This window comes from Pseudomonas sp. DW-iso17, assembly GCF_058725345.1.
Map to the genome: position 1 here is coordinate 12863 of NZ_JBZXEA010000021.1, position 13589 is coordinate 26451.

General features: G+C 61.4%; 10 protein-coding genes and 1 pseudogene. 7 read left to right on the top strand and 4 right to left on the bottom strand.

Features of this window, described 5'->3' with window-relative positions:
• The first annotated feature begins 141 nt into the window (after positions 1-141).
• Positions 142-1485: an MATE family efflux transporter gene (locus AC4PS6_RS14550; protein WP_198833765.1), complete on the top strand. Its 1344-nt coding sequence runs from the start codon at positions 142-144 to the stop codon at positions 1483-1485.
• 112 nt (positions 1486-1597) lie between these two features.
• Here AC4PS6_RS14550 and speA read toward each other — a convergent pair whose 3' ends face one another.
• From speA to AC4PS6_RS14570, 4 genes are all read right to left on the bottom strand, one after another.
• The gene (gene speA, locus AC4PS6_RS14555) at positions 1598-3511 is read right to left on the bottom strand and encodes an arginine decarboxylase (RefSeq protein WP_003188203.1); all 1914 of its coding nucleotides are present in this window, start codon (positions 3509-3511) and stop codon (positions 1598-1600) included.
• 142 nt (positions 3512-3653) lie between these two features.
• The gene (locus AC4PS6_RS14560; RefSeq protein WP_003188201.1) at positions 3654-4025 is read right to left on the bottom strand and encodes a translation initiation factor Sui1; all 372 of its coding nucleotides are present in this window, start codon (positions 4023-4025) and stop codon (positions 3654-3656) included.
• A 182-nt stretch (positions 4026-4207) separates the two neighbouring features.
• Positions 4208-4744, bottom strand: a complete 537-nt coding sequence (locus tag AC4PS6_RS14565; RefSeq protein ID WP_014716735.1) for an NUDIX hydrolase — start codon at positions 4742-4744, stop codon at positions 4208-4210.
• A gap of 2 nt (positions 4745-4746) precedes the next feature.
• Positions 4747-5814: a DUF2333 family protein gene (locus AC4PS6_RS14570; RefSeq protein ID WP_003188197.1), complete on the bottom strand. Its 1068-nt coding sequence runs from the start codon at positions 5812-5814 to the stop codon at positions 4747-4749.
• Between the two features lie 298 nt (positions 5815-6112).
• Between AC4PS6_RS14570 and AC4PS6_RS14575 the strand changes: the two genes are divergently transcribed.
• The 6 genes and pseudogenes from AC4PS6_RS14575 to prmA all read left to right on the top strand — a co-directional run bounded on the left by AC4PS6_RS14575 (position 6113) and on the right by prmA (position 13561).
• Positions 6113-7783, top strand: coding sequence for a response regulator (locus tag AC4PS6_RS14575; protein ID WP_014716734.1), 1671 nt, complete (start codon positions 6113-6115; stop codon positions 7781-7783).
• A gap of 1499 nt (positions 7784-9282) precedes the next feature.
• Positions 9283-9798, top strand: a pseudogene (locus tag AC4PS6_RS14580) (methyl-accepting chemotaxis protein); the annotation flags it as partial.
• A 292-nt stretch (positions 9799-10090) separates the two neighbouring features.
• Positions 10091-10546: a type II 3-dehydroquinate dehydratase gene (gene aroQ, locus AC4PS6_RS14585; protein WP_014716732.1), complete on the top strand. Its 456-nt coding sequence runs from the start codon at positions 10091-10093 to the stop codon at positions 10544-10546.
• 24 nt (positions 10547-10570) lie between these two features.
• Entirely contained in the window at positions 10571-11035 is a 465-nt protein-coding gene (accB, locus tag AC4PS6_RS14590; RefSeq protein WP_014716731.1) for an acetyl-CoA carboxylase biotin carboxyl carrier protein, read from the top strand.
• Between the two features lie 17 nt (positions 11036-11052).
• A complete protein-coding gene (accC, locus tag AC4PS6_RS14595; protein ID WP_003188188.1) occupies positions 11053-12414 on the top strand; it encodes an acetyl-CoA carboxylase biotin carboxylase subunit in 1362 nt (453 codons plus the stop codon).
• 268 nt (positions 12415-12682) lie between these two features.
• Positions 12683-13561 carry a 50S ribosomal protein L11 methyltransferase gene (gene prmA / locus AC4PS6_RS14600; protein WP_014716730.1) on the top strand — a complete coding sequence of 293 codons (879 nt, stop codon included), beginning with the start codon at positions 12683-12685 and terminating at the stop codon, positions 13559-13561.
• The last annotated feature ends 28 nt before the right edge of the window (positions 13562-13589 follow it).

The window sequence follows — 13589 nt, forward strand, 5'->3', positions numbered from 1 at the left end:
GCTGGCTTGCCTGCGATAGCGGTGGGTCAGTCACCGGATGAGTTGGCAAAGAGTCCGTCATCGCAGGCAAGCCAGCTCCCACATTGGGCCTGCTGTACAACTGATGGCCGGGTACAATGCCGCTCCCCCGAAGGAGACTACATGTCCACCTTATTGTCCGACTGGCGCCACCGCCCTACCCACCGCCGCGTCTGGGCCCTGGCCGCGCCGATGATCCTGTCGAATATCTCGGTGCCCTTGGTAGCCCTGGTCGACAGCATGGTCATCGGCCACCTGCCCCACGCCCATCAACTGGGCGCCGTGGCTGTCGGCGCCAGCCTGTATACCTTCCTGGCGTGGGCCATGGGTTTCCTGCGCATGGGCTCCACCGGGTTCGCCGCCCAGGCCGCCGGGCGCAACGATGGTGCGGCGCTGCGGCAAATCCTGTTGCAAGGCTTGCTGTTGGCGCTGGGGTTGGCGATGTTGCTGGGCACGGTCGGTATTCCCCTGAGCCACCTGGCTTTGGAATGGATGCAGCCCTCCCCTGAATTGAACCAACTGACCCGCGAGTTTTTCCACACCCGTCTGTTCGGTCTGCCCGCCGCCCTCGCCAGCTATGCGCTGGTCGGCTGGTTCCTCGGCACCCAGAATGCACGAGCGCCATTGGCGATTCTGCTGACCACCAACCTGGTCAACATTGCGCTTAACCTGTGGTTTGTACTTGGCCTGGACTGGGGCGTGGTCGGCTCCGCCCGTGCCTCGGTGATCGCGGAATGGACCGGCGCCCTGCTCGGCCTGGCGCTCACGCAAAAAGCCCTGCTCGCCTATCCGGGGCATATCGCCTGGGCCGCGTTGAAACTGTGGCAAAGCTGGCGCCCATTGCTGGCGGTGAACCGCGACATCTTTATTCGCAGCCTCGCCTTGCAGTCGGTATTTTTCATGATCACGGTGCAAGGTGCGCGGCTGGGCGATGCCACCGTGGCGGCCAATGCGCTGCTGCTTAACGGCCTATTACTGACGGCTCATGCCTTGGATGGCTTGGCTCATGCGGTCGAAGCGCTATGCGGCCACGCCATTGGTGCCCATGACCGCCAGGCGTTGCGTCGCTCGCTGGTGGTGGCCTGTGGTTGGTCGTTAATCGCCAGCATTGGTTTCGCCCTGCTGTTCACCTTCGGCGGCCATCTATTTATCGCCATGCAAACCGATATCCCCAGCGTGCGCGAAACCGCCGATATCTACCTGCCCTACCTTGCGGTATTACCGTTGATTGCGGTGTGGAGTTATTTGCTCGATGGCTTGTTTATCGGCGCAACGCGCGCGCGGGAGATGCGCAATGGGATGTTGCTGACGGTGCTGCTGGTACTGCCGATTGCCTGGGCGTTGCAGGGCATGGGTAACCACGGATTGTGGATCACCTTCCTGCTGTTCATGGCGGTGCGCAGCCTGACGCTGTGGGCAATTGCCTGGCACTTGAATCGGCAAGGGCTGTGGCTGGGCGGGAACTGAAGGAACGCAGACCCAAATGTGGGAGCTGGCTTGCCTGCGATGGCGGTGGGTCAGCCCCCTAACGGTCGCCTGACACTCCGCCATCGCGGGCAAGCCCGCTCCCACATTTTTATTACGAGGACAGGTACGAAGAACGGGTCAGGCCCAGGCGCAACGCATCCAGGAACTGGGTGCGCTCCGAGGCCGAGATCTTCGCACTGGCGCACTTGTCCCGGTAATGAGTCATCAACTCCTCCGGCGACAAGTGCACATAGCGCAGCATGTCTTCGATGGTGTCGTGGGTCTCGATCCCGGCGCTGTACACCGAACCGTCTTCACGCTGGTAGATGTTCACCGAGTCGGTGTCACCGAACAGGTTGTGCATGTCGCCCAGGATTTCCTGATAGGCGCCGACCAGGAAGATCCCCAGCAGGTAGTCCTCGCCTTCGTTCAAGCCGTGCACCGGCAGGCTGGTTTCGATGCTTTGCTCGTCGACGTATTGCTTGATCTTGCCGTCGGAGTCGCAGGTCAGGTCTTGCAGCACGGCGCGGCGCAGCGGCTCTTCGTCGAGGCGGTGCAGCGGCAGAATAGGCAGGACCTGGCCGATGGCCCAGGTATCCGGCAAGCTCTGGAATACCGAGAAGTTGCAGATGTACTTGTCGGCCAGCTTGTCGTTGAGTTCGTCCAGCACCTGGCGGTGCGAGCGCTGGCGGGCTTTCAACGAGTTGTGCAGGCGGCGGCACACCGCGAAGTAGCACTGTTCGGCCAGGGCTTTTTCGGCCAGGGTCAGCTTGCCGTCGGCGTACTGGGCCGCCACATCGCTCATGTAGTGGGTGGCGCGCCAGTAGGTTTCGGTGACCATCTCGATGTCGGTCGGGCCCAGCAGGTCCACCAGCCATTGCACGGTTTCGGGCAGGCTTTCCTTGTTTTCGATGGTCGGGATTTCGTCGTTGTGCTTCTCGACGTCAGTGACCTGTACCACCAGCATGGCGTGGTGAGCGGTCAGGGAACGGCCGCTTTCGGAGAAGATGTTCGGATGCGGCAGGCTCTGCGCGTCGCAGAATTCCTTGAGCATGCCTACTACCACGCCGGCGTAGTCGTCCATGTCGTAGTTGATCGAACTGGCGTTGCGCGAGTGGGTACCGTCGTAGTCCACGCCCAGGCCACCACCGACGTCGATGTGGTCCACCGGCAGGCCGAGGTTGCGCAGTTCGCCGTAGTAACGAATGGCTTCCTTGAACCCGTGCTGGTAGTCGGCCAGGTTGGCGATCTGCGAGCCCATGTGGAAGTGCAGCAGGCGGATGCCCTGGTCCAGGCCGGCCGCGCGGAAGCGCTCGACCACTGACAGCAGCTGCGCTGCGGATAAGCCGAATTTGGATTTCTCGCCACCGGTGTCCGCCCACTTGCTCGATGCCAGGGACGACAGGCGCACACGCAGACCCACCTGCGGCTTGACCTTGAGGCTCGCCGCCTCTTCGATCACCAGCCCCACCTCGGACTCTTTCTCGATCACGATGAACACGTTGTGGCCGAGCTTCTGGCCCATCAGCGCCAGGCGGATGAACTCACGGTCTTTATAACCGTTGCAGACGATGGTGCCGCCCTTCGGCGCCAGGGCCAGCACGGCCAGCAGCTCAGGCTTGGAGCCGGCTTCCAGGCCGATGGAGACGTTCTGGGTGGCAATGATGTTCTCGATCACCGCTTCTTGCTGGTTCACCTTGATCGGGTACAGCGCGGTGTACTTGCTCTGGTATTCCAGGCGTTCGATGTTGGCATCGAAGGCACCGGTCAATTGGCGCACGCGGTCTTGCAGGATATCGGGGAAGCGTACCAACAGCGGCAACGACAGGCCGCTTTTGCGCAGCTCATCGACTTGCTCGTACAGGTCGACGGGCGTGCTGTTCGGGCCGTTCGGACGAACTTCTACGCGACCGGCTTCATTGATCGCGAAATACCCGGCCCCCCAATGGCGAATCCCGTAAACACTGCGGCTGTCCGCAACTGTCCATTGGCTGCCATCGTCTTTGCGTGTGCGTCGTACGGACATCGAAGTCCCCTATAAATGAAGGCGAAGGCGCCACCTCTCGCGGAGGCTGGCGCAGTCTAAAGAATGAAAATGACGATTTGCCTGCAAGGGAAGTAGACCCCACTGGCAGGACAGAGTTTAGCCACAGGTTGGGAAGAGGCTTTCAGCCGCCGGACTTCTTGGCCTTGTACCCGAGCTTGATCAGCTCGGCCAACAGCAACTCGACGTGATCGCCCTGGATCTCGATAACCCCGTCTTTCAACGCGCCACCGGTGCCACAGCGCTTTTTCAGCGAGGTGGCCAATTCCTTCAGGGCCTCTTCAGCCAGGGGCACGCCGGTGATGGTGGTCACCGTCTTGCCGCCACGGCCTTTGCTCTCGCGACGCACGCGGGCAATACCGTCGCCTTCAGGGATCAGGGTCTGTTTGCAGGTGCACGAATCCACGGGCTGACGACAGTCCGGGCAGTGTCGACCTGCGTCGGTGGAAAATACCAGGCCACCAAGGGCGGCGAAGGATGCGGCTTTTTTGGCCACCGGCAATCCTCTTGGGAGGATGAAGACTGATCGGCGCCGCACAAGGCGGTGACCGACCGCGAAGCCCCACTCAGGCAGGGGCAGCGCTACCGAACCGCTAATGTGGTTCGGGTGAAAAGGCGCGCAGTGTAACGGCAAAAAGCCGACTTGCTAAGAGCCAAATGGCGCCATTTTTTGCAACTTTAGCGACGCGAGGCCAGATAGCGCCGCAAGCCTTCCTGGGCGTCCGGGCAGTAGGGCTTTTGTTCGGCCTCTTGCTGGATGATTTCGATGCTTAAAAACCGCGCTTCCATGACCTCCTCGGGCTGCAGGCGCAGGGGGCCGTCCCAGACGGCAGAGTAGGATTTGCACCAAAGCCGACTGTCGCCATCCTCAAAATAGAAATGGTCATGTTCGGTCAAGGGCACACCGCTGACGCCCAATTCCTCTTCCAGCTCGCGGGCTGCCGAAACGGCATAACTCTCACCTTCGGCCACCATCCCACCCGCCGCCGTATCCCAATACCCTGGATACAACGCCTTGCTGAGCGTGCGCCGGTGCACACACAACTCGCCTTTGGAATTGAACAGGAAGATAAACGTGCAGCGGCCAATCAAGCCGCGCTGGCGCAGGTCGGACCTGACCAGGTGGCCGAGCAGGTGGTCCTGCTCGTCGACCCAGCAGATCAGTTCAGCATCGGAAGCCGCTCGGTGTGCGGCCTCCTTTTGAGTAGCGTCCATCATCAACCCTGGTTGAGGAGCTGACGCAAGTCGATCACTGCAGCGTTTGCCCGGGAAATGTAGTTGGCCATCACCAGCGAATGGTTCGCCAGTACGCCGAAGCCACTGCCGTTAAGAATCATAGGACTCCATACCGGTTCCTGCGAGGCCTCCAGCTCACGAATGATCTGGCGCACGCTGACGGTGGCGTTTTTCTTGGCCAGTACGTCGGCAAAGTCGACTTCGATGGCTCGCAACAGATGGGACAGGGCCCACGCCTGGCCGCGCGCTTCGTAGAACACGTTGTCGATTTGCATCCATGGGGTTTCCACCACTTCTTCATCAACCTGCGGCACTTCACCCGGCGCCAGCGCCTCGGTTTTCAGCGCAGTGTTCAACTTGACCCGGCCTACGCTGGCGGACAGACGCTGGGACAACGAACCCAAACGGGTGGCCACATCACCCAGCCAGTTGTTGAGGTTGTCGGCACGCGCATAAAACAGCGCGCCGCGCTGGTTCGGGTCAGACAGGCGCGCTTCGTAGCGGCTCAGGGAATTGATGCCTTCCTGATATTCCGACTCACTGGAAGGCAGCACCCAGCTCTTGTTATCGAAGTTGAAGCGCGGCTCGGCCTTGGCCAAGTCAGCGTCTTCAGCCGACTGCGACTGGGAGCGGGCGAAGTCTTTACGCAGGGCGCGGGTAAGGTCACGCACCTGCACCAGTACGCCGTACTCCCAGCTCGGCATATTGTCCATCCACAAGCCCGGAGGGAAACGGTCGTTGGAGATGTAGCCGCCTGGCTTGTTCAGCAAGGTGCCGACCACGGTCTTGAGTGTTTCAACGGTGGTGTAACCCACCACCATCTGCTTGCCTTCCTTCTCGGCGGCAAGCTGGGCGTTTTGCTGCACCGGAAACAGCGCCGGCTCCTGGCTCCAGTACCAACCCAGGCCACCGGTGACCAGCAGGTACAAGCCGATGATGCTGAGCAACGCCCGGCTCATCAGCAGGTTGCGAAAATAGCTGCGGTTGGCCGACTTGGGCTCAGGGGCGGGGCCTTTGGCACTGCCTTCGCGGTTTTTCCAGTCCAGCATGGCGATATCCTTTCAATCACTTGAGTTCATGCACGTCAATTGTCCGGGTGCGTTCAGACATTCCGACCACAACCCTACCCCATCGTGCCCATCGGTGCGGGGCTTTTACACGAAAGTGGCGCACCGGGCCGCTTGGACTATAAAGGATGCACACCTTTTACGCTGGGCGACCAGCCGGTCAATAACTGAATCTCTGGCATGCAGACTTAATTGACGTATGACACTCATCTATCAGAAAAGAGGTGCTAGCATAGAGCCATCAGTCGACCTCAGCATGCACCCTCACAGTAGTCAGGATATGACCGAGTCAGAAGACCCCAGCCGCGAGCGTCTCAAGCAGCACTTTGCCCAGCGGGTAATTCATCAGGCACGTCAAATTCTTGAGATCTGGCAGCGCCTGCAACGCAGCGAGTGGTCGAACGCCGACTTTTCCGAACTCAGCGAAGCCAACCTGCGCCTGCAGCGCTTCGCCGAACGCTTCGAACAGCCCGAACACACGCAACTGGCACGGCATATCAGTGAGTCCCTGCAAGCCGTGGACGAGAACAGTGGCCGCCTGAGCAGCCAACTGATCACCGAGCTCAACCGCTTGATGCAACGCCTGTCCCGCACCGGCCTGCGCCAGGGCGACCAGCTTGAGCAAACCTTCCTGCCGCCGATGCGCAAGCCGATCTATGTGATGCTCGCCGACCATGACCGCGCCGAGCGCCTGGCCAAGCAGCTCGAATTCTTTGGCATGAGCGCCCACGCCCTGGACAGCGTCGCCGCCTTTCGCGCGGCCATGGCAGAGCGTTTGCCGTCGGCGATCGTGATGGACGTGGACTTCTGCGGCACAGGCCTGGGCCTGAAGCTCGCTGCAGAAGCCCAAGAGGGCCTGGAGCACAAGCTGCCACTGTTGTTTTTCAGCCTGCACGAAACCGACACCCCGACGCGCCTGGCCGCCGTGCGCGCCGGTGGCGAAGAGTTCCTGACCGGCACCCTGGAAGCCTCAAGCCTGCTGGAAAAGATCGAAGTGCTGACCTGCGCGGCCCAGTACGAACCGTACAAAGTGCTGATCATCGACGACTCGCGGGCCCAGGCGCTGCACACCGAACGCCTGCTCAACAGTGCCGGGATTATCACCCGCACCTTGATCGAACCGATCCAGGCCATGGCCGAGCTGGCGGATTTCCAGCCCGACCTGATCATCCTCGACATGTATATGCCTGCCTGTACCGGCACTGAACTGGCCAAAGTGATTCGCCACAACGACCGCTACGTCAGCGTGCCGATCATCTACCTGTCGGCTGAGGACGACCTGGATAAGCAGCTGGATGCGATGAGCGAGGGCGGTGACGATTTCCTCACTAAACCGATCAAGCCGCGTCACCTGATCACCACTGTGCGCAACCGGGCGTCGCGTGCGCGCAACTTGAAGGCACGGATGGTGCGCGACAGCCTCACCGGGCTGTACAACCACACGCATATCCTGCAACTGCTCGAAGATTGCAGCTTCCGCGCCCGCCGCGAGAACAAGCCTCTTAGCTTTGCCATGCTCGATATCGACCACTTCAAGCGCGTCAATGACAGCCACGGCCACCCCATGGGCGACCGGGTGATCAAGAGCCTGGCACTGTTTCTCAAGCAGCGTTTGCGCAAGACCGATTACATCGGCCGCTACGGCGGTGAAGAGTTCGCCATTGTGATGCCCGACACCGACCTGGAATCGGCCTGCAAGGTGCTAGACGACATTCGCCGGCGCTTTGCAGAAATCCACTACCCCGCCCAACCGCAGGATTTGTGGTGCACCTTCAGCGCCGGCCTGGTGGAGCTGTGCGACGATTCCGACAGCCTGATGATGGCCGCTCAGGCTGACGAAGCGCTCTACCGCGCCAAGGACGCCGGACGCAACCGCGTGCAAGCCGCTCGCACATCAAAGCAAAGTGCCATCTTTTCTCCAGAATCCACCGATTCGGTCATAACGCTGTAATACAAACGCAATAAATTCAGGCGCTTATCTCTTGCCGTCGGTTGAAACCCCGCATGCGCCTGAAGCTGCTGACCAATCTCAATACCCTTCTGCTGGTGGCCGTGTGCCTGGCCCTCGGCGCGACGCTGTGGTGGTCGCAACGGGCGCTGGAGCGCCCGTACTTGTTGATGGAGCGCTACCTGGGGTTGTCCCAGATTTTTCAAAACCAGGCCGCCCGAAACATCGAGGACTACTTGGCCAGCGGGGATGCCCTGCGCCTGAGCAGTGCCACCCAGAGCCTGGAAAGCCTGCAGCTGCAACTGGGCGAACTGCCGCCCGAATTGGCGCAAAGCCTGCGGCCCAGCCTCGTGGAGTTGGAGACCTTCAGCAAGACTGACCTGTTGGCCGCCGGTAAATTGGCTGGCGACCCGCAAGCGCTGTTGCTGCAAGCCGAACGTGAACTGGGCGCAAACCTGGAACAACTGAGCCAGTACGCCAGCGGCGTCAATTCCGCGGAGGCTGCGCGCTATATGTCGCCGCTGCTCGCCGCCTCGCAACATTTGGGCAAACTGTCCCTGGCCCGCGACAAGCTGGTCAGCAGCGGGCGCGCCGAGTTGGCTGCTGATGTCGAGCGGGAGGTGACTAACCTGCGAACCCAGGCCGACCTGCTCGCGCAACTGCCCCTATTGGGAATAAAGGCCAGCGCTGAATCCAACACCGATGATTTTTCCGCGCTGATGGGGCTGGAAAACACCGAAAAAACCGAAGCTCAGGACACCGGCGTCGACCTCAAGCGCGAACTCAACAGCCTGCTGACCCGCTACCCCGCCGAGCTGCAGCGCACCCGTGAACAGATCCAGCAACGCGCCGATCTCGCCGCCAGCACCCACCTTAAAATCACTAACGTGCAACAAGCCATCGCCGGCCTGGAACCCGTGGTGCGCGCGCAACATGCCAGGATCCAGGGCGAAGTACGCGTGATGCAGGGCGTGATGATTGGCCTGATCCTGCTGATCGCATTGCTGATCGACACCCTGCAACGCCGCCTGGCGCGCGTACTGACCAACCTGGCACCCGCCTTGTCGACCTGGGCCGAAGGCGACTTCAGCCAACCGATTGCCCTGGGCAAGACCAACCGTGAACTGCACGATATCGAGGCCTCCCTCAACCGCCTGCGCGCCTATCTGGTGGATTTGGTAAGCACCATCCGCGGCAATGCCGAAGAAGTGGCGGGCAGCAGCCGCGCCCTGGCCGAACTGAGCAGCGGCCTGCACGACGGCGCCGAACGCCAGGCCGGCGACACCGCGCAAATCCGTGATTCCCTGGGTGAGTTGGAAGCCACCATCCAGCAAGTTGCCGGGGATGCCAGCCAGGCGGCCGGCGCCAGCCGCAGTGCGGGCCAGGCCGTGGAGCAAGGCCAGCGTGTGATCGGCCTGAGCCTCACCGGGCTGCATGCGCTGGTGGGCGAAGTGCAGCAAAACGCGCAGATGATCGAGAAACTTGCCGAAGAGTCCGCCACCATCGGCGGCGTGCTCACGGTGATTCGCTCGATTGCCGACCAGACCAACCTGCTTGCGCTCAACGCCGCCATCGAAGCCGCCCGCGCCGGTGAGGCCGGACGTGGTTTCGCCGTGGTAGCCGACGAAGTGCGTTCCCTGGCCCAGCGTACCGCCGGTGCCACTGCCGAAATCCAGGGCCTGATCGCCGGCCTGCAAACTGCCGCGCACCAGTCGGTAGAAGGCATGCGCGCCCAGGTCGAACACGCCGAAGCCACCGCCCAGCAGGCCCAGGCGGCGGATGGCGCGCTGGATGAAATCGTCGGCGCGATCCAGACCATCTCGGATACCGCCGTACGCATTGCCGATGTGACCGCGCAGCAAAGTGGAGCCGTGAGCGAGATTCGCGACAACAGTGAACGGATACATCAATTGGGTGAGGATAATTTACTGCGCATTGGCCAGGGCCGTAGCCAGGGCGAACACCTGCTGGTACTGGGCGGGCAACTGACTACCGCCGTGCAAGCCTTCCGCGTCTGACCCGATCTAATGTGGGAGCTGGCTGATCGTTCCCACGCTCCGCGTGGGAATGTCGCCCCAGACGCTCCGCATCCCGCTTTAAAGCCGTGACGCAGAGCATCACTGGATGCGTGCCCACGCGGAGCGTGGGCACGATCAGCTCCCACACTGACCAGATGCAGGGTCTTGGTCACAAATTTTGCGCAATCCTCGCTAATCGTGCCGGCTACTGCATAGAACTGGACAGTCACAAAGGCTTTGCGGCATAGTCGCCGGGTTCTGACGTACCCACACCAATAACAAGGAACAGCCAATGGCGACCTTACTGGTTCTTCACGGACCCAACCTGAACCTGCTTGGCACCCGCGAACCGGGCGTCTACGGGGCAGTAACCCTCGATCAGATCAACCTCGACCTGGAACGACGGGCACGTGAAGCCGGCCACCATTTGCTCTACCTGCAAAGCAATGCCGAGTATGAATTGATTGATCGTATCCATGCCGCGCGCGGCGAAGGCGTGGACTTTATTCTGATCAACCCCGCCGCTTTTACGCATACAAGCGTTGCATTACGTGACGCGCTGCTGGCGGTGAGCATCCCATTCATCGAAGTGCATTTATCGAACGTGCACAAACGCGAAGCTTTCCGCCATCACTCTTACTTCTCCGACGTAGCGGTAGGAGTGATCTGCGGCCTTGGCGCCAGCGGTTACCGACTGGCCCTGGAGGCCGCCCTGGAACACATTGAAGAACAGGCTAAACGCCCCTGACCGACCCTTGGGAGTTGATGATTCATGGATATCCGTAAAGTTAAGAAACTGATCGAACTGCTGGAAGAATCCGGTATCGACGAGCTGGAAATCAAGGAAGGCGAAGAGTCCGTACGGATCAGCCGTCACAGCAAGACCCCGGCCCAACAGTTCTACGCGCCACAGATGCAAGCACCGGCTCCAGCCGCTGCAGCTCCGGCTGCCGCGCCTGCCGCCGCCACTGCACCTGCCGCCCCAGCCGCGCCTGCGCTGAACGGCTTCGTGGTCAAGTCGCCAATGGTCGGTACTTTCTACCGCACCCCGGCACCGACCTCGCCAGCCTTCGTTGAAGTGGGCAAAACCGTGAAAGTGGGTGACACCATCTGCATCGTTGAAGCGATGAAAATGATGAACCACATCACCGCGGAAAAAGCCGGCGTCATCGAATCCATCCTGGTAGAAAACGGTCAGCCGGTTGAGTACGACCAGCCGCTGTTCACCATCGTTTGAACCGCGGAGCGCCTTCGATGTTGAAACCTGCGAAGAAACTGCAAAAAGTCCTGATCGCCAACCGCGGCGAGATCGCGCTGCGTATCCTGCGCGCCTGTAAGGAAGAGGGCATCAAGACCGTCGCTGTTTACTCGACGGCCGATACCGAATTGATGCACGTGAAGCTGGCGGACGAAAGCATCTGCATCGGCCCGCCACTGGCCACGAACTCGTACCTGAAAGTCTCGAACATCATCGCTGCGGCAGAAGTGACCGGCGCCGATGGCATCCACCCCGGCTACGGCTTCCTCGCGGAAAACGCCGATTTCGCCGAACAGGTGGAAAAATCCGGGTTTGCCTTCATCGGCCCGAAAGCCGAAACCATTCGCCTGATGGGCGACAAGGTCTCGGCCAAGGACGCCATGATCGCGGCCGGCGTGCCCACCGTTCCAGGCTCCGACGGCCCACTGCCTGAAGACGAGGAAACCGCTCTGCGCATTGGTCGCGAAGTCGGCTACCCGGTGATCATCAAGGCCGCCGGTGGCGGTGGTGGTCGCGGCATGCGCGTGGTGCACAAGGAAGAAGACCTGATCGAAGCCGCCAAGCAGACCCGCTCCGAAGCGGGCGCCTGGTTCGGCAACCCGATGGTCTACCTGGAGAAGTACCTGACCAACCCACGTCACGTGGAAGTCCAGGTACTGTCCGATGGCCAGGGCCACGCTATCCACCTGGGCGACCGCGATTGCTCGCTGCAACGTCGCCACCAGAAAGTCCTGGAAGAAGCTCCGGCTCCGGGCCTGGATGAAAAGGCGCGTCAGGAAGTCCTGGCACGCTGCGTCAAGGCTTGCATCGATATCAACTACCGTGGTGCCGGCACCTTCGAGTTCCTCTACGAGAACGGCCGTTTCTACTTCATCGAGATGAACACTCGTGTGCAGGTAGAGCACCCGGTATCGGAGATGGTCACCGGTATCGACATCGTCAAGGAGATGCTGAGCATCGCCGCCGGTAACGTGCTGTCGTTCACCCAGGACGACGTGAAGATGCACGGCCACTCGCTGGAGTGCCGCATCAACGCCGAAGACCCGAAAACCTTTATCCCAAGCCCTGGCCTGGTCAAGCATTTCCACGCGCCCGGCGGCAACGGCGTACGTGTGGATTCGCACCTGTACAGCGGCTACAAGGTTCCGTCCAACTACGACTCGCTGATCGGCAAGCTGATCACCTGGGGCGCCACTCGCGACGAGGCCATGGCCCGTATGCGCAACGCCCTGGACGAAATCGTGGTCGACGGCATCAAGACCAACATCCCGCTGCATCGGGATCTGGTTCGTGATGAAGGCTTCTGCGAAGGTGGTGTGAACATTCATTACCTGGAACACAAGCTGGCCAACCAGTAAGTGCTCCACCCAACAAAGCCGCCTTCGGGCGGTTTTGTTGTTTATGGGCCACCGACCCCCGATCGTTCCCACGCTCGGCGTGGGAATGCCGCCTCGGACGCTCCGCGTCCCGTTGTTAAGGCGTGGCGCGGAGCGCCACAAGAGGCGTTCCCACGCCGAGCGTGGGAACGATCGTCGGCGCAGTCGTCTTCTGGCTTGCTCTCGCGTAAACTTGCGCGCTTTCGCGGCCTGCCCGCCGCACATTCATTTTTTTTCAAAGGTGCCCGCCATGCCTTGGCTGCAAGTCCGTCTCGCCATCAGCCCAGAACAAGCCGAAACCTACGAAGACGCGTTCCTCGAAGTGGGTGCCGTGTCGGTGACCTTCATGGACGCCGAAGACCAGCCGATCTTCGAGCCGGAACTCAATACCACGCCGCTGTGGTCCCACACCCACTTGCTGGCCCTGTTCGAAGACGGCACCGACGCCGCTGCCGTTCTGGCCCATATGGAACTGCTCACCGGCAGCCCGCTACCCGAGCATCACAGCGAAGTCATCGAAGACCAGGACTGGGAACGCAGCTGGATGGATAACTTCCAGCCCATGCGCTTCGGCCAGCGCTTGTGGATCGTGCCAAGCTGGCACGCTGCTCCTGAGCCAAACGCCGTCAACCTGCTGCTGGACCCGGGCCTTGCGTTCGGTACCGGCACGCACCCGACCACCGCCCTGTGCCTGGAATGGCTGGACGGCCAGGACCTGACCGACAGCAACGTACTGGACTTCGGCTGCGGCTCGGGGATCCTGGCCATCGCCGCCCTGCTGCTGGGCGCCAAGGAGGCCGTGGGCACCGATATCGACGTGCAGGCCCTGGAAGCCTCCCGCGATAACGCCGGGCGCAACAACATTGCCGAAGGCAAATTCCCACTCTACCTGCCTGAGGACCTTCCCCAGGTTCAGGCCGACGTACTGGTCGCCAATATCCTCGCCGGGCCACTGGTGTCGCTGGCGCCGCAACTGTCGAGCCTGGTCAAGCCGGGCGGGCGCCTGGCGCTGTCGGGCATCCTCGCCGAGCAAGGTGAAGACGTGGCTGCGGCCTACGCCAAGGACTTCGAGCTGGACCCGATCGCCAACCGTGATGGCTGGGTACGCATCAGCGGTCGTCGGCGCTAGAATGAGCGCTTGCCTGAATCGGATGGCC

What these genes read in the sequence shown, in the direction of transcription:
- AC4PS6_RS14550 (WP_198833765.1), top strand. Translation starts at nt 142, where the DNA reads ATGTCCACCTTATTGTCCGACTGGCGCCACCGCCCTACCCACCGCCGC.
- speA (WP_003188203.1), bottom strand. Translation starts at nt 3,511, where the DNA reads ATGTCCGTACGACGCACACGCAAAGACGATGGCAGCCAATGGACAGTT.
- AC4PS6_RS14565 (WP_014716735.1), bottom strand. Translation starts at nt 4,744, where the DNA reads ATGGACGCTACTCAAAAGGAGGCCGCACACCGAGCGGCTTCCGATGCT.
- AC4PS6_RS14570 (WP_003188197.1), bottom strand. Translation starts at nt 5,814, where the DNA reads ATGCTGGACTGGAAAAACCGCGAAGGCAGTGCCAAAGGCCCCGCCCCT.
- AC4PS6_RS14575 (WP_014716734.1), top strand. Translation starts at nt 6,113, where the DNA reads ATGACCGAGTCAGAAGACCCCAGCCGCGAGCGTCTCAAGCAGCACTTT.
- aroQ (WP_014716732.1), top strand. Translation starts at nt 10,091, where the DNA reads ATGGCGACCTTACTGGTTCTTCACGGACCCAACCTGAACCTGCTTGGC.
- accB (WP_014716731.1), top strand. Translation starts at nt 10,571, where the DNA reads ATGGATATCCGTAAAGTTAAGAAACTGATCGAACTGCTGGAAGAATCC.
- accC (WP_003188188.1), top strand. Translation starts at nt 11,053, where the DNA reads ATGTTGAAACCTGCGAAGAAACTGCAAAAAGTCCTGATCGCCAACCGC.
- prmA (WP_014716730.1), top strand. Translation starts at nt 12,683, where the DNA reads ATGCCTTGGCTGCAAGTCCGTCTCGCCATCAGCCCAGAACAAGCCGAA.